The sequence below is a fragment of the Oceanobacillus sp. GQ8 genome (assembly GCF_059758495.1).
Map to the genome: position 1 here is coordinate 142,208 of NZ_JCAXEV010000001.1, position 19,491 is coordinate 161,698.

Genomic DNA, 19,491 nt, shown 5'->3' on the forward strand with positions numbered 1-19,491 from the left:
GGTTTAAAATACCCTTTTCTTATAATGTATTAACGTGTTGATTTCGCGCAAAATATGTTAAGCTATTGGTTGAAACAAGGAGGAGACATTCATGAGAAACGATGAAAGAAAAATAAATAGTTTACGGTCTGTAAATATTACAGCGAACTATATTACACATCCAGAAGGCTCTGTGTTAATTGAGGTAGGCAATACAAAAGTAATATGCAATGCAAGTATTGAAGACAGAGTTCCACCATTTCTTCGTGGTCAGGGAAAGGGATGGATTACTGCTGAGTATGCTATGCTACCGAGGGCTACAGAGCAACGAAATATTCGTGAATCATCTAAAGGGAAAGTTAGTGGAAGAACAATGGAGATTCAACGTTTAATTGGCAGAGCTTTGCGTTCGGTTGTGGACTTGGACAGTATAGGAGAGCGCACCGTCTGGGTAGATTGTGACGTTATTCAAGCGGATGGTGGTACACGTACAGCTTCTATTACAGGTGCATTTGTTGCAGTCGTCTTGGCATTCGGCAAACTATTAGAAGCAAAGAAAATCAAAAAGATGCCTGTTACACAATTTCTTGGTGCCGTATCGGTGGGTGTTTTACCAGATGGCATGGAAATATTAGATTTAAATTATGAAGAAGATTCTCAAGCGAATGTTGACATGAACATCGTTATGACTGGACAGCAAGAATTTGTAGAAATACAGGGTACAGGTGAGGAAGCTACCTTTACAGCTAATCAATTACAGACAATGCTTAAGTTAGCTGGAGAGGGAATAGAACAGATCTTTGAAATTCAACGTGAAACAATTGGTGACTTAGCTGAACGAATTGGTGAAACAAAAGAATAACGGAGTGATTGTAATGGAACAAGTTCTCATAGCGACTAGAAATGCGGGAAAAGCTGCTGAATTTAAGCAATTCTTTTCCCGTTATCATATCGAGGCATTATCTATGCTTGATCTTAAGGAAGACTTACCAGATGTTGAAGAAACTGGTGTTACCTTCGAAGAAAATGCAGCACTAAAAGCCGAAGAAATTTCTTTAAAGTTGGGAATACCTGTACTTGCGGATGATTCAGGATTAGTAATTAACGCTTTGAATGGTGAACCAGGTGTATATTCAGCCAGATATGCTGGTGCCGATAAAAACGACAATGCCAACATGGACAAAGTATTAAACAAGCTGCAAGGAGTACCGAAGTTGGAGCGCACCGCCCAATTTGTTTGTGTTATTGCGCTATCTATACCTGGGGAGAAAACAATCTTTCGAACTGGATATTGTGAGGGGCATATTGCAGTAGAAAAAAGCGGAACAAACGGTTTTGGCTATGACCCCATTTTTATACCAAGCGATCAAGAGAAGACGATGGCAGAATTAACTGCCGAAGAAAAGAATCGTATTAGTCATAGAACGAAAGCTATTCAGCAGTTTGATGAATGGATAAAAGGGTATAAAGAAAGAAAAGCATAGGAAGTGGTTCCCTCTATTCATGTTGCCGATGTGAGATTATACATAGTTGGGGTGATGATAAATGACCAAGGTTCTTGTAATAAGTGATAGTCATGGGTTAACAGATGAATTACTTCAAATTAAAAAAGAGCATAATTTAGAATATATGATTCACTGTGGAGATTCTGAACTGGATCTTGATTCTGAAGAAATGGAAGGTTTCTTTAAAGTAGCAGGAAATTGTGACCTGGACACAAGATATCCAGAAGAACAGACAATGGAAATTGCTAAAGTTAAAATCCTTGCTGTGCATGGACACTTGCATAATGTAAAACAAAATTTGTTAACAGCTGGGTATCGTGCTGAGGAATTAGGTGCAAAGATTATTTGTTTTGGCCATACGCATGTGGCAGGAGCGCAGCAGGTGAATGACCAGTTATTTATCAATCCTGGAAGTATTCGCCAGCCAAGAGGAAGAATGGAAAAGACTTATGCTATCATGGAGTGGAAAACTCCAGGAGAAATTGACGTCAATTTTTACACATTGGATGGCAAAGAGGTAAAAGATTTAGCTTATCATGCTTCCATATAAACGATGAAAGAGAGGCCTGCCAGGCTATTTTTTCACCAATGCCTGTCAGGTTTTCATCTTTTTTTAATAAAGTGTTGACATTTTCACGATTTATGAATATAATATTTCTTGTCCGTTAAAAAAGTAATGAACAAAACAAACTGCTCTATGAGGGACAATTATTCATACATACTTATCCAATGCGGGTGTAGTTTAGTGACGAGTAAGGCATCTACCGAGTAAACGTCGAGTTGCCTCGAAGCATGAATCCTCTGTGAGTATTCTAGAAGATGTAGAGGCAGTAAAGATCCATTTATAAAACGTGTTATAATAACAACCCAATTGCATATTATATGCGGGTGTAGTTTAGTGGTAAAACCTCAGCCTTCCAAGCTGATGATGAGGGTTCGATTCCCTTCACCCGCTCCATACATACTTGTCCCAGTAGCTCAGCAGGATAGAGCAACAGCCTTCTAAGCTGTGGGTCGCAGGTTCGAATCCTGCCTGGGACGTCAAATGAAGCCTTACAACCACAAGCGTTGTGAGGTTTTTTTATTTTATTAGAGGATTTAATTTGCTTGAAAAGATACCGATAGGATACCATTTTTATGACTTCTTAAATAATGTTTCAAAATGAGTGGCTGCACTTTGTTCTGCTTCTTGTAATACGTGTCCATAAGTATCCATGGTGGTGCTTATTTTAGAGTGTCCTAGTCTCTCTTGGATAATTTTTGCATGTACACCCTGATTAATTAAGAGGGTAGCTGAAGTGTGCCTTAGATCATGAAATCTGATTTTCTTTAACTCTTTGTTTCCTTCTTTATTTAAAAAACGTATCCATCTTTGACTAATAGAATCAGGACGTAAAGGTTGGCCATATTCATTTGAAAATAAGAATAAATGACCCGGCCATTTCCAAAGGTCTTCTCCTACTTCCATTTGATGCTCGTATTTTATTGCCCGTAGTTTTTTTAGGGCTTTTATTAATTCCTGTGGTACAGAAACCTTGCGGGTACGGTCTGTTTTTGTGGACTTTAGTTTTATCCCTTCACCAGTAATATTAACTAAAGCTTGTTCTATTGTAATAGCGTTATTAGCTACATCAAGGTGCCTCCCTTCCAATGCTGCTATTTCACCTTCACGAGCACCAAGTACTGCAGCTGCTTGTACAATTAACTGCCATGTAATTTCTTCTTTCTCAAGGCTAGAGAATAACTGTTTTGATTCTTCTAATGAATATACATCCGACTTTTTATGAACTACTTTCGGTAATTTGATTTTTTCACAAGGATTACTTTCAATAAGTTCCCATTCCTCCGCCACTTTAAATAAGGCATTTAAAGCCTTGTAGACGTTCTTTATACTTGAAGTCGATAATTTACCTTCCTTACCATCCAAACGTTTCCCATTCTTCTTTAAATCATCAAAATAATTAACAATATGGATCTTCTTTACGTCCTTTATTTTCATTGGACCAAATTCAGGTATCAGCCTTTTTTCAAAGATATTCTTGGTTTCTTGAAGTGTGCGAATGCCGTAATGGTCTTTTGCAAACTTATCAAGCCATTGATTGTAAAACCCTTCTACAGATAACTTGGTTTCATCTAGTAACTGTTTAGATAAAACATCTGCTTCAAATAGGGTTAGCATTTTACTTGCTTCAGTTTTGTTTTTAGCAGAGACCGTTTTATTTTTCTTCTTTCTTTTTCCTCCCACATAGCCTAGTTCTACAGTTAATTTATACTTACCTTTCGATATTTCTCTATAGCTTGCCATAATACTACCTCCTAAGAATGGGAATGTTTGTTCTGTTTTATGGGTAAAAATTTTTAAGCAGAAATTGCTTAGGTATGCCGTAATCTTTTACAGCTTCTTGAATACTTATACTTTGATCACCTCCCTGGTGAAATAAAAGCTCTACCGCAAACGTATTTGCTTCAACTTCAATTCGATCAGTTGCGAAATACGTATTCGTTTTTAAAAAAGAAGTATTTGCGTCAGGGTGTAAAATTGCATGTCCAAGTTCATGCGCACAGGTGAAATGTCTTAGTTGATCGCTTAAAGAGTTATTAATATGGATTACTGGTATACGACATACTTTGCTATAGTAACCAAAAATCTTTCCTAAGTTTTCATATAGTATTTCGAAACCCATTAGATCTACCAATTCAAAAGGATTATTAGTGCCATATTTCGATATCAAGTTATTAACCTTTGTTGTAACAGACTCCAAACTAAACAAACCACCTTAATCTCTATATTTTTTAGGGGTAAATTTCTTCTTGGCTAACCGTTTAGACAAGCGCAAGGTGTTCTCTAATGAAGCAATTAAAAGTTCCTTATCTTCCTCATCCAATTCATCTATAGAATTACCGTCAAATGCAGCGTAACCCGACGTACTACTCAAATTATTAATCATCTCTTCAAGTTCTTTTTGTATATTCTTTTCATCTCTTTCAGTTAAATCGTAATATCTTTTTGTATCAGTACGACCAAGAAGGTAATCTGTAGACACATCAAAATAATCGGCTACTTTGCGAACATTATCAATTTTGGGAGATGAATTATCCCAACGGCGTATTTGACCATTAGATATACCTGTTTTCCTTTCTACTTCTGCAAAAGTAACTTTTTTTTCATCACATAACATTTTAATTTTTTCTACTAAACCCACGTATATCAACCTTTCGAAGGCTTACAAAAAAATACATATAATATTTACGCTAATAACAAGTTGACAAATAGCGCAAATGCTAATATACTCTAGGTAAGCTATTTTATTAGCGAAAAAGACAATAAAAAATATGACCTATCTAAATACATTTTAAACGCTGGGGAGCTGAAAAATGTGATATTACAGGCTTTTTATAGTCTTATTTAGCTATGCATTTATAATAGCATACGCGCTAATTTGGGTCAATTACTTTCGCTAAAATATTAGCTAATTTATTAAACTGTGCGCTGTGATACCGAGCCAACGACGGTATAACTAAATAAAAGGAGAATTGATTATGCCAGAAGATTTAAGTATTCATGTGCGTTCTGAACTTTATAAAAGGAAGATGAAACACAGTGAACTAGCTAAATTACTTGGAATATCAGGGGCTTATCTCTCGGATATTTTAAACGGAAAAAGAACTGGCCCTAAAGCCCAAGAGCATATAAAACACATTAAGAAGATTTTAGGTGTCTAAGGAAGGTGTGAGAAATGAATCAAATTGGAAAGCGCACTGATGTTAAGGGGTTAGTTAATTACCTTGATCAAACTGGTAACAAACTATCTAAATCATTTATTTACCGTTTGGTTAAAGAGGACAAGATCCCTCATAAGAGAGTAGGATCCAAAATTATATTTGATTTAAATAAAATTGAAAACTGGCTGGATCCTGAAAGGAGTGAAACCAAATGACACATGAAGAACTAGAAAGGTTCCGTGATCGTTTCGAGGAAATAAAAAAAGGCAAGGAACCAGTTCGGACTACACGCTTAACAAACCTTATGTCAGATATGGAAGAATGCTATAACATTCCAATGCGTTACTCAACTGCTTATGCATATCACAATCCAGAAGTTATGAAGCTTTATCGAGAAATAAGCTATGCCAGGGATATATAAGGGAGGGAAACTAAATGGCTTTACTAGATCATTACAAGATGGAGGACATGCCTAAGGTATTAGATCATATTGAAAATCTAATGAGTGCAGGTCTTGATGGATTAAAAGCTGCAGAAACTGCAAATCAAGACTTAAAGAAGAATGCAGTATTTCAAATAGAACACTCATTTATTGAGCTCTTTGCACTTCATGAGAAGAAGAAAAAGAGCGAACAAATTGCTTCTGCAGAATACGCTCAAAGGCATTGGTTCTGATGAAGAAAATAACAGATTCCGATTGGTTCTACAATGCGTTGTTCGCATTAGTTGTTATCTGGTTATGGAGTTTAGCTGTTACTTACTGAAAGGTGGTGAGAATCTATGAAACGATCAAGCTTAATCGGAGCAACGGCAGTCGGATTGTTCCTGGCATTAATCATTTGAAGGGGGTGAGTTAATTGGAAATAGGCGTTGCGGGTAGCATTGCTACTAAACAAATAGCTGGCGGAGTCATTGATGGAGTAATAAACAAGTGGCTAGAAGAAAATGCAGATGTTGAGGTCATTGATATAAAATTTAGCGCAAGTGCTAATGAAGAGGAAATGGCAGCAGATGCATTAATCATTTATCAAAAGGAGTCTTAATGAATGGATATAAAATTTAAATCTCTTACTCTACAAAACTTTAAAAGTCACCAGGAACTAACCGTAAACTTTGGCGAGCGCACGGTAATCACTGGTGACAATACAAAAGGTAAAAGCTCCATCGGAGAAGCTATTACATGGTTATTATACGGTACAGACTTAATGGGGTCTACCAAATTCGACCCATTTCCTAGTAATTACGATGCAGAAGAGGCATTGGTTTCACTATTGCTAAGCGTTGATGGGATGGAAACTTTGCTAGGACGATCTCTAAAGAAAGGTAAGGCAACTTACTACATTAACGAGGTTCCAAGCAAAGCAACGGATTATAACGAGTTACTGGATAAACTATTTGATAAAGATCTTTTCTTATCACTGTATAATCCAAATTACTTTTTTACGCTCCACCCAACTAAGGAGCAAAGACCAATGCTTTTAAAGTATGTATCAGCTCCGGCAAATAAAGAAGTGTTTAAGGAGTTGCCCAGAGCACAAGCCGACACACTAAGTAAATTGGTTAAGAAGCACTCTTTGGCTGACCTAGAGAAAATATATCGTGAGAATAAGACCAAGCTAGGTAAAAAGTATATAGCAGCACAGAGTCGCACCAAGACGCTTAAGGAACAATATGAGAATAATGCTCCAACCGTTCCTTTAGAATCTCTCCAAGTTGAAGATAGTCAGCTATTAAAAGAGATTAAAGAAATTGAAAAGGTAACGGACTCTGCAGGTGATAAGAACCGAGAATTTAATAATCTGCAATCACAAGTAAATGCTCTTACGGATCAAGTTGCCATGTCTAAAGAGCGTTGGCCGAAGTTACGGGATGAAGTAATAGAAGATACATGTCGTACCTGTAAACGCCCATTGGATGAAGAAGCTGTTGAAATGGTTGAGAAGGATAAAGAAAAACGCGAGCAAGAATATAAACAGCAACATGCAGATTTAGTTGCAAAGCGTAATAAGTTACGGGACCAGATAAAAGACCTGGAATACATTGACGTTACGGAACAGATTAACCAGGTTCGCGATTTGGAAGACAAACGTTATCCAATCCAACAGGAGATCAGCAAGCATAAACAGATCGAATCACTTAAAGAACAGTTGGAAGAAGCTCAAACAGCCGAAAAAGATACGCTCAATTCGCTCAATGAGTCCATCTTTATTATTGATAGCATTAAAGCCTTCTATGCCAAAGAAGCAGAACTGCAGGCTGAAAAGGTACAAGCCTTATTTGAAACTTTATCTATCAATCTATTTAAAGAGCAGAAGAACGGTGACATTAAGCCAGACTTTGAGATTGAAATGGACGGCAGGGGCTATCGTAAGCTTTCTTTATCGGAAGGAATCAGAGCAGGTTTAGAACTTAGAGAAGTGCTATCCGAACAAAGCGAATTGGTTGCTCCGACATTTGTTGATAACGCTGAATCCATTACAAGGTTTAAGGAGCCTTCAGGCCAGTTAATCATTAGCCAAGTGGTAGCTGGTAAGGAATTGAAAATTGAGGGTGTAGAAGTATGAAACACGGTAAAACGCCCACGCGCAGACTCAAGGAATTTTAGCAGCAAAAAATCTCAATCCAAACAACTGGCTGATCGCAAAAAATCTCGATAACCGATTAGAGGTTGTTCGTCGGGAAACTGGCAACACAAAAAATATTAATTTGGAGGCAACAAACAATGGCAAATAATAGCTTACAAGTATATCAAGGAATGGCTTTTGGAGAACTATCAAATCAAGATATAAATACAATTCGCGAAACTATCGGTAAGAATTGTGACGAATCCCAATTCAAGTTGTTCATGTCCATTGCTAAATCATCTGGCGCAAATCCGGTTCTTAATGAGATTTATCCAACGGTGAGACAAGGTCAGTTAAATATTCAATATGGATATGACTTTTATGTTAGAAAGGCTAAAGAATCAGAGGGCTATTTAGGCTATGATGTACAACTTGTACATGAAAATGACGAGGTTGTTGTAGGTAGAAAAACAGATGATAAAGGGCGTTCCTTCATGGTTGTTGAAGACCACAAAATCACATTCCCGCGTGGAAAAGTAATTGCTGCTTATGCGATAGCTTATAGAGAAGGCGTAATTCCTTTCCCAGTGTTTATGGAGCGTGAAGAGGTATCACACTTGGAAAAATCAAATATCGGAATGCAAAAAACAATGTGGACTAACTACTTTGGGGATATGTTTAAAAAGCATGTGCTAAGACGTGCTTTAAAAGGCCAATTTGGATTGGAATTTGATGACCAAGAAGTAGATCAAGGTAATAGCGTACCTGAGTACAATCCAAAGGAGCGTAAAGACATTACTCCTAATCCAGATACAATTGATCAACCAGAGGACATGCCTAAGGATGAAGATCCACTTCAAAAGTTGAGAAAAGAAATGAAACAGAAATTCAAACAGCTTGGAATAACAACTAATGCCAAGATCGGTAAATACGTTGAAGACAACAACGTCAAGATGAGTGATCCGGCAACTGAGGCTGAGCTAGTTGGCTTAATCGAATTACTGGACGTACACCTAGAAATGCAAGAAGCACAAGCGCAGGCTGCTGACGATGAGTTACTCGATTAAGCACTTGCCACAAGGAATTGTCTATGAGCGCAGACCAGATTGTCAGCTGTGCGGCAAAGAAATTAATCTTGGTAAAGAGGAATATTATCGCGGGCTTAAGATTTGCCCGCGGTGCCAGGATGAAATGAGGGGTACAAAATGAAAGTAGATATATTAGCCTCCGGATCCGCTGGTAACTGCATTGCCTTAACAAGTGGAGAATCTACCATTCTAGTAGATGCTGGCATAGCTAAAACTAAGATAGAGAAAAGGCTTCTGGAAGTTGGTATCACACCAAACAAGATTGAAGTTATCTTTATTACCCACGCTCATAAGGACCATACAAAAGGGTTGCCGTTGGCTAATAAGTACAACATTCCTGTATATGCGGGTGAGGAAGAGTGGAAGGACATTCAAAGTGTGGAAAGCCACCTGATAAACAAAATAGGTATAGGTGGAATCTTTGGAGCTCCAGAACATTTTATAGTCGTCCCTTTTGAAGTACATCATGACGCATATCGACCACTTGGATATACAGTAACAAATCATAAAACTGATTTTAAAGTATCAATTTGTTTAGACACAGGAAAAGTCGAACAGCTCATATTGAATGTTATGAAAGGCTCGGATGTCTACATCATAGAAAGCAACCACGAACCAAGGATGGTTGAAGCTTCTGATTATCCGAACAGCGTAAAGGCTAGGGTGCTATCTGATATGGGGCATCTATCAAACAAGCAGACAGCTGCAGCACTTACAGAATTAGTCCAGGGCAACGGAGAGCAAATTTACCTTACGCATTTAAGCAGCAACAACAACATCATTGCCTTGGCTGAGATGACTACTATTAAAGCTTTAATGAAAAAAGGATTTAAACGAGATACACATTATAAATTGGAGGTTGTTACATGAAAGTGAAAATACCCAAAAAGGTAGCAGATGCTCTAGATTATCACAAAAACCTTTGGACGCTAATGAGTCCTGCAGATAGAGATCTTATGTTAATGTCCATCCCTTTCGCTATAGTTCATGGACAATCCTTAATCCTAAAAAACTTTGCCAAAGAAAATCCTAGTTTGTATCTCCAAGCTTTAGCGAATGGTTATGAACCTATTATGGATGTTCGCGAAGAATTAGCACAGATGCTTAATGAATGGTTAGACAAGCCATACGTTGAAAACGAACAAAAAGACATTCAGGTTTTTGCAGATACCATTGTGAGTTACATTCAAAAACAAACATGAACGGATGATTATTTATGGCAAATCCACAACTGCATAACGGGCACACAAGGATTGCCAATGAAATTATTAATGAAATAATGAAGGCCAATCTCAATGGAACTCAGTTTCGAATCGTGTTAGCTGTATGGAGAAATACATATGGCTACCAGAGAAAAGAAAGAGAGTTATCGGTTACCTACCTTGCAGAAGTTATTAATTCTAGCCGCAGTGCTGTTGATCGGGAACTTAAAGTATTAATTGCAAGGAATGTTATCAAATCCATAGAGATTGGTCAGAAAGGGGCGAGAGTCTTGTCATTCAACAAGAATTATAAAGAATGGGACAAGAAGGAAAGTAGCAAGGAACCTATTCCAGAGATAAAAACGAATAAAAAACCTAAACAAAAGAAAACGAAATACACCGAAGACAACACCTATTACAAGATGGCCGTTTATTTTCATACACTTATCACTGCTGTAGCAAAAGAAGCAGGCGTAGAGCACTTAGTTAAGAAAGCTAACCTCCAAAACTATGCTGATGAATTTAGGAAGCTGGTTGAACTGGACGGAGTAACCAAAAAGCAAGCTAAGGAAGTAATGGATTGGGTTACACAGGATCCATTCTGGAAGACTAATATTCTATCAGCTAAGAAATTACGAGATAAGTTTTTGGACCTTGCTATTAGAATGAACGCTGAGAAAAAACCTTCTCAACCAAATCAGCAGCCAGATCAACGAGACATGGAAATTGCGCTACAACAATGGATAGCAGAAGGGAAGGATCCGGATGAGTTTAACTGGACAAATTGAAGATTTAACAGCTGAACAATCTGTGCTAGGGGCAGTGTTTCTGGATCCCAACGTACTGGATGACATTATTTTTCTTGAAGACAGGGACTTTAAAGATTTAAGACACCAGCAAATCTACCGTGTAATGAGGTGGCTAGAAAAGAAAGAACAGCCAGTAGATGTAGTCACTGTTACAGAAACGTACGTAAAGAATAATCGTGCTAATGAGGTCAGTGTATCTTATTTCTCAAAACTTGCAGAATCGTGTCCAACCACAGCCAATGTAATACAACACGCTAATATTGTTAGATCTAAGGCTGTACGTAGACGAGGTGCAGAGATTGGAAACAAAATAGCTGAAACGTCACCAGAAGACTTTGACAGTGATGATGAATACTTTGCTGCAGTAGAAGCCCTTGCCACAGAAATACGTCCAAAAGAGAAGGGACGGATGAAAAGCATAGCTGAAACGAGACAAACCTACTTCCAACATCTTACCAACAAGGAAGTTAGTTATATTAAGACGGGATTTCCACAGTTCGATACCTGGGCAAAAGGAGTCTATAGAGGAGACTTATTTGTCTCAGCTGGTCGCCCTTCTGTAGGTAAAACAGCAATGCTTCTACAAAGGGTCATGGGAGTGGCTCATTCGGGACCGGTATTAATCTGGTCACAAGAAATGGATGATGCCCAGCTTAAGGATAGAATGGTTTCTAATATGACAGGGATCCCTTATAACCGGGTTCGGAATAAAGAGTTGAGTCCTAGACAGTATGGAGAAATTGAAGAAGCGTACAACCGATTAGAAAAACTACCAATCTATATTCAAGACAGTAGCGGTGTAACTATTGAGGAAGTCAGAGCAACCGCCCGGAGATTTAAAAGGCAGCTTGGAGACATTGCCATGATAGCAATCGATTACCTACAGATTATGAAGATTCCACAAAAAAATGGGGAAAACAGGTCTACTGCAATTGGAAAGGTGACGGGAGCAGCCAAACAAATAGCTCGTGAAATGAATTGTGTGTTTATGATGTTATCCCAAATGAACAGAGAATCCGAACGAAATAAAGGTAAGCCATCACAAGCGGACTTGAAAGAATCCGGGTCCATTGAACAAGATGCTGACGTAGTTGAATTCCTTTGGTTGGATCCACGCGACACCGAACCTAACGGCAAGGTAGTGCAGCAGTTTATAGCCAAGGGACGTAACACAGGATTGAATGAGTTTCGGCTTCTGTTTAGAGGTTGGAAACAGCAATTCGTGGAGTTAGACAAAAAGAGTTAATTCCCTTTTCCAGGCGCCCCAGCGATGGAGTTGCCGAAAATCATAAAGTTTACTACTAAAGCTAGTGCTTGAATAATAATTTGTAACCCTTTAAGACTTGTGAAAAGTTTTTTCATTATCTCCACTCCTTTCTTTACTATTTTCGCTGGGGTATCACTTTGGACTTCTGCCTGAACCTGCCCTGGGAACTGGGCCTGGAAAAAGAAATTATGATTCTATTATATATTAATTAGATTAAAAGGAGTATAAAAATGAGATTCGTAGGAATTGACCCATCAACTAAAACTGGATTTGTAGCATTGAATGATCAGGGAAATATTGTACGAGCTAAAGAACTTACTGGAGTGGGTGATCAGGATCCAAAAAGAATGGTTACTTTGATTGATGAAGTGATGGAGCATATTGGACCAAAGGATGTCATCTGTATTGAAGGATTTTCCTTTAATTCAACTGGACAAGGTGTTGATTTCCAGTACGGACTTGGATGGAACATTAGAAATTCTCTCTCCAGAAGGAGATTTAATTATTACGAAGTGGCTCCTAATGCAGTGAAAAAATTTGTTGGTGTTACCGGATGGACAGGAGAACCAGGAAGTAAAACAAGACTAACCGGACCACAAAAGAAACGCGCAGTAATGAATGCAGCAAAAGAGCACTTTGGCTTTACTCATTCTAGTGACAACGTGGTAGATGCTTATATTATGGCGCAAATAGCTAGATCACTGGTGTTAAAGAGGGTTCAATTTAATTATCAAGCCGAAGTATTAACCAAAGTACACCTTGGATAATTACAGAAAGCATTTAGAGATATTTTGAGAGGTTCAAAGGTTTATGAATATAAATGCTCGCATTGTGCATTAAAAATCAAATGGCGCTTTAACAGTGGCTAAATAATGAGAGGAATGAGTTATATGTCTAGAATGGAATTAAAAGTGTTGTTTAAGAAGATCCAGAAGGACGATAAAAAGGAAGTATTGGAGTTTCATATACAAGGGGACGAGCTAGAGCATTCTGACGAGCTGCTCACACTTGCTGGTAATATTGCTGTACTGGAAGTGGAGGGTAGTGAAGCCGGCCAATTATCTGCAGAGTTTAAGTCGATCCAGCGAGATAGTAAAAAGACTGTTCTTAAGTTCAATGTGAAAGGTGATAGTGAAGGTAAAGTACTGCAATTATACAAATTTGCAGGAAGCAGCGTAACACTTTTCCTTGAACCATCTCAACTCAGCATAGAAGAATTTGAAGAAGCTACAGAACAACACGAAGGCATTGACTATAGCGTGGGGAATGATGGCACTGTTGAAGTAGTGGAAGGACAAGTCAGCATCGACGATATTCCAAACGGGGAAGATGATGATGTGAGTTTTGACCATCCAGACATTCAATTAGATGATGATGAATTACTAAATTAATAGATTCGGTCCTGGGCAACTGGGGCCACTCCTATTTAGAGGGGGATGCTACTAGATGAGTTTTGAGCTACCAGAATTAGATAGAAAAGCAACACAACAGGAAGTGGAGGCAGCGTTGGAAAAGTATCGTCTCTTTAAATACTTAACATTCGAGGAAAGAGAGACATCCATTACAGCGAGTTATGATGACGTAGGTGGTGGAAAGGCGAATACTATTAGTGATCAGACAGGTATGGCTGCTACTCATAATGTCGATGAACGTGAATGGCGCAGAAGATATTGTGAAAAGGTGGAACGTGCTGTAAGACGTTTACCTAAGATGGAAAGGTTTTTGATCGAGGAGCGATATTTGAGTGAGGACTCTGAATATTTATCGGATTATAAGGTATACTGCTTCACATTCCAACCACCAATAAGTGAAAAAACATATGCCAAGATACGTTGGAAAGCTTTTTACAAGCTAGCTTTGAACTTGAATATTGCAGTAACAAAAGAATATACGAATAACTAACTAAGTTTCTGCTTCGGTGGAAAAACATACAAAACAACATACTAATTAACAGACCAAATCGAATATGATTTGGTCTTCTTATTTTTCTTTATATACTTAGATATACAGTATTCTAATAAACCAAGGAAGTAATTGTAATTTTATGTTAAAGTATTGATATGATGTTTCGAATTATAAGTTATTCAACTAAAGGGGCAGGATTGTGAACAAAGTTGTAATAGAATTTGATTAAAATCCACTTTAAAGCTAAATATATCGCTTTGTTGCAATTAATATATAATATGGAAATTAGAAAAAATGCTGTTTATAAGGAGGTTTGAAGGATGATTGTTATTGATAGACTGGATGGGATTGAAGAAAATATTATAGAGCAAATGAAAGAATCGCTAGAAAAGCTGATTACAGAAAGTTTCTCAGGAGTTTTAAATTTATCTAAATTAGATTTCTTATATTTTCCTAACGATTTCGATAAATCTGTATTGGAATTTCAAATAGAACAGGGTATGTCGGAAAGAGGTTCAACAAATAATGCAATGGGAACTGCATTTGGAAAAACAATGGAAGTTGAAATACATGGAGAACTGAAGGAAAGAATTTTTCTTCGTAAAGAAATACTATTGCACCTGTTTTTTGGAGAAGAAAATGCTCAAATATTATCTTGGAATACAATTCATCATGAATTGTGTCATGTTCATGAACAAAATGATTTAGCGAATATGGTGGAGTTTCAAGCTGAAATAGATTTAGAATCCAATACCATCGATAGTGTATTAAATGCACATGCAATGAACATATTCAGCGAATATATCGTTCCGAAGATGGCTGTTACTACTAAAGATCAAAATAATATTGTAAACACAGATTTTTTAACAGATATAATAAGCTACACTCAAGAGGAAGTAAAAAAAGATATTGAAAAATATCAAAATGGAGAGCTAGAAACATTAAATTTTTTCAGGGAACTTCAATTAAAAACAAGTCATTTACTAAAGGTGTTCTCAACCACTATTGGTGAGTTGGATGGTATTGCAAAAGATATGGCATTAATTAACGAACGACAATTAGATAGTTTCATAAGTAATTATCAAATAAGTGATTGTTGGTTTTCTTTAAAATCCGCACTTAGACAGTTGAACAAAACTTATCCTAATTGGAAAAAGGTTGAAGACATAGAACCATTAAAGGATTGTATCTTACAAACATGGAATATATTTGGTGTATATCCAGATGAATACGGAATAAGAATAATGAAATCTTAAGTATTAAAAGTAAGTAGTTGCACCTCTTCGGACTAATGTTATTTTTTAAGCTAGAATTTTTATTTATTATTAAGGCTTTGTTAAAGAACATTGTTGGTTTTTACACATAGGACGCATGGTATAATATGCCTAATTAGAAATGTAAATTGAAAGTGCTATTCAATTGAAAATTTTAAGAATAACCCTTTATAGGAGATGGTTATTAATGAGTTGGGAATACACGACAAGTAAAGAAGGACCCTGTGAATGTGGGCGGGGTTTTAAGTATTGTACTTATGGTGACAATGACTGGGGACAGACAAAAATACGTTACGATGTTGTTTGCGATTATTGCAATCCTAAAGTTGTTCTTAGTGAAAAATTACGTGTGCAAATAGATTTGTATGAATCTACGTCTTCAGCATCGTATAATCAGAGTGTTGACATTCGTAAAGAAATGGATAAAGAATATGAACAAGCAAGGATTGCATCAGGTGAACGTAAATATAAAACTTGGGAAGCAAGAATGAAACAGAGAGAAAGGTTATTAAAAAATCCTATATTTAACAAGAATCTAGTTTCTTTACAGGAAAAATGCAAGGAATTGGAAATTGAGTCATCCATGTACAGAAATAAAGCTGTTAAATTGAAACAAGACTATACTAACAAAGCAATAGAAAAAGTAAGGGATGAAATATTAAAACGAGAAGCTCTTAATAAAGAATAGACGAGAAAAAAGATATCATAAAGGTATCTCTTACACTTAATTGGAATTTCAACAATATTCATTAACAGAGCCATTTTTAAAGGTACTGAAGATTAGTGATTGTGAAATTTTGTACTTAAAGTAACGGGTGCTTTAATTGAATAAAGAAAGTTGTAAAACAAAACGCTTGGTAATAAAATTCAAGCGATTTTTATTATATTAATGTTGCTAAAAATAGTACGTTTAGTGTGTCTATTTAGATTGCTTTTTAAATTTTCACCGCAGTATCGGAACTACTTAGCTTACATGGCGGTTTTTTTACGAAAAAAAATCGAAATAATTCCAGTTTATTTACCGTTAATGTACAAGAAGCTTTGTTAAAAAGGTGATAAATTTATATTATCGGAAAACCAATTAGACATAACCAAATCATAAGCGAATGTTTGTTTGTACCCTAATTAGGGATACCTTTTACTATACCCTAACTAGAGTACAGTGATGTACCCTACGTTGAGTACAGTGCTATACCCTAACTCGGGTACAGTGAAAATTTTTCCTTCATATAATACTAAAACGCTAAAGAAAGAATTAAAGAAAGAATTAAAGAAAGAATACTAGCAAATGAGATTTACTAGGAAATATTAAGGAAGGAAATTTAAAATTTTTGTCGAATATTGGTATTACAGAGTCCAAGGAGGTGTTAAAGATGGAAGGTCTATGGGTTGGTGTTAGTTTGGCAGCTTTAACGATAATCGGGAACATTATAGTTTCAATAATTAATAAGAATTTGGATTACAAAAAGGATATTAAAGGAAGAATTTTAGAATGTGCCTATAAAGAGTGGGAACATAAAGTAACAATAATGAATGAACAAGCGATAAGAACAAAGGAAAAAATTGAAATGGTCCCTTTCTCTGACTATGTTTTATATTATACTATTTACAATCAAAAACTATTAAAAAGTAAAATTACCAAAAAAGATATTAACGATTTCTACCAAACATATAATAATTTAAAAGTAGAGTTTGATAGTCACCGTCCTAAATAATTGAGAATTATTAGTATTAGGGGCTATTAGGTAAATAATATAAAGGAGGCATTCTGATTGAATTCAACCGAAATTTACATGGATCATGTAGACAGGTTAATATCTATGTACCAATGGTCTTTTTCCATTTTTATCGGAATACTAGCCATAGTATTAGCTTTTATAGGCATTTTACAGTGGAGGTTATCTTCAAAACAAATAGAAAAGATAAAAATTGATGTGAAGAAAGAATTAAATGAAGAATATAACCTAGATATTATCCAAGATCTAAGAAAGAAATTAAATAAACATAACTCAAGAATAGACACACTAGTTAAAAATCATACCGGAATGTTAAACCCACTGGTGGCCGACACTGTAGATGAATATGTTAATTATAATCTAATAAATTTTTTAGAAAGAGTGTTCATGTATAATGAAGATAAAATACCAACTCCTATCAGTATCGAGATCCTTGAAGAACTTGATAAGTTACTTATAAAGCAACGGAATAAAGTAAATCTAACAGTAGATCAACAAAAAATGGTTAACACTATTTTTCTAAAAATGAAGGAAGACTCGAGTGTTAATCAACTTTCTACATTTAAAAATATTGAAGAGTTAGTCTCGGAGTTCAAATTTAAATAAAAGGTAGATAATTAAAGACACCTTGATAAGATGTCTTTTTATTGTTCAAGGAGGTTGCTAGATGTTTAATCTCACGCAATGCGAATCATGCGAAGGTATAATAGTACCTAAACAAATCGTTATAGATGATAGGGAGATAAAGCCAGGTATTCAGTCTAGATACTGGAACTGTCCTCATTGTAATAACAAACACATAATACTGCTTATGGATAGAGTCTCCAGGAGAATGATGAAAGATAACCGCAGAGATAGAGAACGAATAGGCGGGATAAACAAAAGAGCGAGTTCTTTAAGAGGCACAAAGGAATTCAATGGATCAAAAGCAAGATCCTTCCTTGAACAAGTTGAAAAGATTCAGAAAAGGATTGATAAAAGATCAGCTCAACTGGATGAACGATCTCAGCAATTAATAACCAAGTATGAGGCATCTCAATGAGGTGTCATAAATTCTTCTTTAAATCCCTCAATATTTGACGATAAATACAAAGGAGGGATTTTATGGATGGTTTAGAAGCAAATTTATTTAATTGGAATGATATATGGGAAGTAGCAGGTCCATTTATAATAATGGGTATTACTGCAGTAATTTTAGGAATTGTATTTTTAATTATTCTTAATTTAATTCCAAAAGGGTTTTTAAGAGATATAGCTCGGGTTATAGCAATAGTAGTAATTATTGGTGGATCTCTTTTGTCCTTGTATATAGCAGGAAACATATGGAGTAATTAAGACATCTCATTGAGATGTCTTTTTATTATCGTATTTCAGATGAATTAATATGCTTTATAATTAATTATGCCATCCGATATAAAATAAGGGTGGTAAATTTGAGGAGAGATTTTAAACAAGCAAAAATTGTTATTAAGTACCTAGAAAGAAGATACGGCTCAATAAAAAAGCACACTATTAGTGATGATATTATTATTGTGAGCGATATCTGTGAGCATCATTCCATAGAGGAAATTAAAATGATGAAATCTCGAATTAAAGCTTCAATAGATTTTAATAGAGATACAAGTAGTATGAATAATAATTTGTATAATTTATTAGTGGGTTTTTTAGCAGCTATTACTACAGCAATTATTGGTTTAGTAACTATAGGATCTCAATTTATATTTAAGATGTTTGATAAAGAAATTATGAGTACAGAGAATCTGATTCAAATGATTAATTCTATAAGTCTAACAAATCTTATAATTTTTCCTATAGCTGTTTCATTTCTATCGGTATATTTTGCAGTTATCTTAATGAATTTAATTTTAAAGAAACATACAATTAAACTTTACAAGTACAATATTTTGATTGAAGAAGCTTTTGAAAAGAAAAATAATAATAGCGTGTAAGGCATCTTATAGTGAGGTGTCTTTTTATTATGGGGTGATTCTTATTCCTGAATACAAAACCAAAGAACAAAAGCGTAAATTCTATCGTTCTAAAGCATGGGAGCAACTAAGGCTAGAAGCGTTAAAACGTGATAACTATGAATGTCAACATTGTAAAGCTGAAGGTAATGTAACTGTCGATTCCATTAAGCAAGAAGGTAAACGTAAAGAGACTGTGCTTAATGTGGACCATAAGTATCCGATAGAGGATTATCCTAAACTGGCACTTGTATTAGATAACCTGCAGACATTATGTATTAATCATCACAACATTAAAGAAGGCAGGACCTTCGATAAGATAGGAAAGCCGAGTAAGAAACGAAAATGGGATGATGAATGGTGGTGAAGCAATGAAGCATGAGATTCTTTAATGGCATTTATGTACGCAATGAGGTTTATGTATAGAGGAATTGATTTATCCAGTGCAAGGACCAGACAGTAAAAGTAATAA

The 19,491-nt window shown here is 35.9% G+C and carries 29 protein-coding genes and 2 tRNA genes; 28 read left to right on the forward strand and 3 right to left on the reverse strand.

Features of this window, described 5'->3' with window-relative positions; genetic code table 11:
- The first annotated feature begins 91 nt into the window (after positions 1 to 91).
- The 5 genes from rph to AC6CHS_RS00730 all read left to right on the forward strand — a co-directional run bounded on the left by rph (position 92) and on the right by AC6CHS_RS00730 (position 2,525).
- Positions 92 to 841 carry a ribonuclease PH gene (gene rph / locus AC6CHS_RS00710; RefSeq protein ID WP_498233577.1) on the forward strand — a complete coding sequence of 250 codons (750 nt, stop codon included), beginning with the start codon at positions 92 to 94 and terminating at the stop codon, positions 839 to 841.
- 13 nt (positions 842 to 854) lie between these two features.
- Positions 855 to 1,463 (forward strand): XTP/dITP diphosphatase, encoded by a 609-nt coding sequence (locus tag AC6CHS_RS00715; RefSeq protein ID WP_498234525.1) that lies wholly within the window; start codon positions 855 to 857, stop codon positions 1,461 to 1,463.
- 61 nt (positions 1,464 to 1,524) lie between these two features.
- The gene (locus tag AC6CHS_RS00720; RefSeq protein ID WP_498233578.1) at positions 1,525 to 2,034 is read left to right on the forward strand and encodes a metallophosphoesterase; all 510 of its coding nucleotides are present in this window, start codon (positions 1,525 to 1,527) and stop codon (positions 2,032 to 2,034) included.
- Positions 2,035 to 2,368: 334 nt separating this feature from the next.
- Positions 2,369 to 2,442, forward strand: a tRNA-Gly gene (locus tag AC6CHS_RS00725).
- 9 nt (positions 2,443 to 2,451) lie between these two features.
- Positions 2,452 to 2,525: transfer RNA gene (locus AC6CHS_RS00730), tRNA-Arg, on the forward strand.
- A 94-nt stretch (positions 2,526 to 2,619) separates the two neighbouring features.
- Here the strand turns inward: AC6CHS_RS00730 and AC6CHS_RS00735 are convergent.
- From AC6CHS_RS00735 to AC6CHS_RS00745, 3 genes are all read right to left on the reverse strand, one after another.
- Positions 2,620 to 3,789, reverse strand: a complete 1,170-nt coding sequence (locus AC6CHS_RS00735; protein ID WP_498233579.1) for a tyrosine-type recombinase/integrase — start codon at positions 3,787 to 3,789, stop codon at positions 2,620 to 2,622.
- A gap of 37 nt (positions 3,790 to 3,826) precedes the next feature.
- A complete protein-coding gene (locus tag AC6CHS_RS00740; protein ID WP_498233580.1) occupies positions 3,827 to 4,168 on the reverse strand; it encodes an ImmA/IrrE family metallo-endopeptidase in 342 nt (113 codons plus the stop codon).
- Positions 4,169 to 4,261: 93 nt separating this feature from the next.
- Complete coding sequence (locus AC6CHS_RS00745; protein ID WP_498233581.1) at positions 4,262 to 4,687, reverse strand: helix-turn-helix domain-containing protein; 426 nt, start codon at positions 4,685 to 4,687, stop codon at positions 4,262 to 4,264.
- 337 nt (positions 4,688 to 5,024) lie between these two features.
- Between AC6CHS_RS00745 and AC6CHS_RS00750 the strand changes: the two genes are divergently transcribed.
- From AC6CHS_RS00750 to AC6CHS_RS00860, 23 genes are all read left to right on the forward strand, one after another.
- Complete coding sequence (locus AC6CHS_RS00750) at positions 5,025 to 5,207, forward strand: helix-turn-helix domain-containing protein (protein ID WP_498233582.1); 183 nt, start codon at positions 5,025 to 5,027, stop codon at positions 5,205 to 5,207.
- 14 nt (positions 5,208 to 5,221) lie between these two features.
- Entirely contained in the window at positions 5,222 to 5,422 is a 201-nt protein-coding gene (locus AC6CHS_RS00755; RefSeq protein ID WP_498233583.1) for a helix-turn-helix domain-containing protein, read from the forward strand.
- Entirely contained in the window at positions 5,419 to 5,628 is a 210-nt protein-coding gene (locus tag AC6CHS_RS00760) for a hypothetical protein (protein WP_498233584.1), read from the forward strand. The genes AC6CHS_RS00755 and AC6CHS_RS00760 overlap by 4 nt, the downstream gene beginning before the upstream one ends.
- Before the next feature lie 14 nt (positions 5,629 to 5,642).
- Positions 5,643 to 5,882 carry a hypothetical protein gene (locus AC6CHS_RS00765; RefSeq protein ID WP_498233585.1) on the forward strand — a complete coding sequence of 80 codons (240 nt, stop codon included), beginning with the start codon at positions 5,643 to 5,645 and terminating at the stop codon, positions 5,880 to 5,882.
- Positions 5,883 to 6,064: 182 nt separating this feature from the next.
- Positions 6,065 to 6,250: a hypothetical protein gene (locus AC6CHS_RS00770; RefSeq protein ID WP_498233586.1), complete on the forward strand. Its 186-nt coding sequence runs from the start codon at positions 6,065 to 6,067 to the stop codon at positions 6,248 to 6,250.
- A 3-nt stretch (positions 6,251 to 6,253) separates the two neighbouring features.
- Positions 6,254 to 7,771, forward strand: a complete 1,518-nt coding sequence (locus AC6CHS_RS00775; RefSeq protein WP_498233587.1) for an ATPase — start codon at positions 6,254 to 6,256, stop codon at positions 7,769 to 7,771.
- Positions 7,772 to 7,844: 73 nt separating this feature from the next.
- Positions 7,845 to 7,940, forward strand: coding sequence for a hypothetical protein (locus AC6CHS_RS00780; RefSeq protein ID WP_498234527.1), 96 nt, complete (start codon positions 7,845 to 7,847; stop codon positions 7,938 to 7,940).
- Positions 7,930 to 8,838: a RecT family recombinase gene (locus AC6CHS_RS00785; RefSeq protein WP_498233588.1), complete on the forward strand. Its 909-nt coding sequence runs from the start codon at positions 7,930 to 7,932 to the stop codon at positions 8,836 to 8,838. The genes AC6CHS_RS00780 and AC6CHS_RS00785 overlap by 11 nt, the downstream gene beginning before the upstream one ends.
- Before the next feature lie 138 nt (positions 8,839 to 8,976).
- Complete coding sequence (locus tag AC6CHS_RS00790) at positions 8,977 to 9,729, forward strand: MBL fold metallo-hydrolase (protein ID WP_498233589.1); 753 nt, start codon at positions 8,977 to 8,979, stop codon at positions 9,727 to 9,729.
- Positions 9,726 to 10,061, forward strand: coding sequence for a hypothetical protein (locus tag AC6CHS_RS00795; protein ID WP_498233590.1), 336 nt, complete (start codon positions 9,726 to 9,728; stop codon positions 10,059 to 10,061). The genes AC6CHS_RS00790 and AC6CHS_RS00795 overlap by 4 nt, the downstream gene beginning before the upstream one ends.
- A 14-nt stretch (positions 10,062 to 10,075) precedes the next feature.
- A complete protein-coding gene (locus AC6CHS_RS00800; protein WP_498233591.1) occupies positions 10,076 to 10,849 on the forward strand; it encodes a replication protein in 774 nt (257 codons plus the stop codon).
- Entirely contained in the window at positions 10,827 to 12,116 is a 1,290-nt protein-coding gene (locus AC6CHS_RS00805; RefSeq protein WP_498233592.1) for a replicative DNA helicase, read from the forward strand. The genes AC6CHS_RS00800 and AC6CHS_RS00805 overlap by 23 nt, the downstream gene beginning before the upstream one ends.
- A gap of 251 nt (positions 12,117 to 12,367) precedes the next feature.
- Positions 12,368 to 12,904 carry a RuvC family protein gene (locus AC6CHS_RS00810; RefSeq protein WP_498233593.1) on the forward strand — a complete coding sequence of 179 codons (537 nt, stop codon included), beginning with the start codon at positions 12,368 to 12,370 and terminating at the stop codon, positions 12,902 to 12,904.
- A 123-nt stretch (positions 12,905 to 13,027) separates the two neighbouring features.
- A complete protein-coding gene (locus AC6CHS_RS00815) occupies positions 13,028 to 13,528 on the forward strand; it encodes a hypothetical protein (RefSeq protein ID WP_498233594.1) in 501 nt (166 codons plus the stop codon).
- 55 nt (positions 13,529 to 13,583) lie between these two features.
- Positions 13,584 to 14,039, forward strand: coding sequence for an ArpU family phage packaging/lysis transcriptional regulator (locus AC6CHS_RS00820; RefSeq protein WP_498233595.1), 456 nt, complete (start codon positions 13,584 to 13,586; stop codon positions 14,037 to 14,039).
- 323 nt (positions 14,040 to 14,362) lie between these two features.
- The gene (locus AC6CHS_RS00825; RefSeq protein ID WP_498233596.1) at positions 14,363 to 15,298 is read left to right on the forward strand and encodes a hypothetical protein; all 936 of its coding nucleotides are present in this window, start codon (positions 14,363 to 14,365) and stop codon (positions 15,296 to 15,298) included.
- A gap of 205 nt (positions 15,299 to 15,503) precedes the next feature.
- Positions 15,504 to 16,004: a hypothetical protein gene (locus AC6CHS_RS00830; protein ID WP_498233597.1), complete on the forward strand. Its 501-nt coding sequence runs from the start codon at positions 15,504 to 15,506 to the stop codon at positions 16,002 to 16,004.
- A gap of 685 nt (positions 16,005 to 16,689) precedes the next feature.
- Complete coding sequence (locus tag AC6CHS_RS00835) at positions 16,690 to 17,031, forward strand: hypothetical protein (protein WP_498233598.1); 342 nt, start codon at positions 16,690 to 16,692, stop codon at positions 17,029 to 17,031.
- 57 nt (positions 17,032 to 17,088) lie between these two features.
- Positions 17,089 to 17,658, forward strand: a complete 570-nt coding sequence (locus AC6CHS_RS00840) for a hypothetical protein (protein ID WP_498233599.1) — start codon at positions 17,089 to 17,091, stop codon at positions 17,656 to 17,658.
- A 61-nt stretch (positions 17,659 to 17,719) separates the two neighbouring features.
- A complete protein-coding gene (locus AC6CHS_RS00845) occupies positions 17,720 to 18,094 on the forward strand; it encodes a hypothetical protein (RefSeq protein ID WP_498233600.1) in 375 nt (124 codons plus the stop codon).
- A gap of 62 nt (positions 18,095 to 18,156) precedes the next feature.
- The gene (locus tag AC6CHS_RS00850; RefSeq protein WP_498233601.1) at positions 18,157 to 18,387 is read left to right on the forward strand and encodes a hypothetical protein; all 231 of its coding nucleotides are present in this window, start codon (positions 18,157 to 18,159) and stop codon (positions 18,385 to 18,387) included.
- A 98-nt stretch (positions 18,388 to 18,485) separates the two neighbouring features.
- Entirely contained in the window at positions 18,486 to 19,001 is a 516-nt protein-coding gene (locus AC6CHS_RS00855) for a hypothetical protein (RefSeq protein ID WP_498233602.1), read from the forward strand.
- A gap of 43 nt (positions 19,002 to 19,044) precedes the next feature.
- Positions 19,045 to 19,386: an HNH endonuclease gene (locus AC6CHS_RS00860; RefSeq protein WP_498234529.1), complete on the forward strand. Its 342-nt coding sequence runs from the start codon at positions 19,045 to 19,047 to the stop codon at positions 19,384 to 19,386.
- Positions 19,387 to 19,491: the final 105 nt, after the last annotated feature.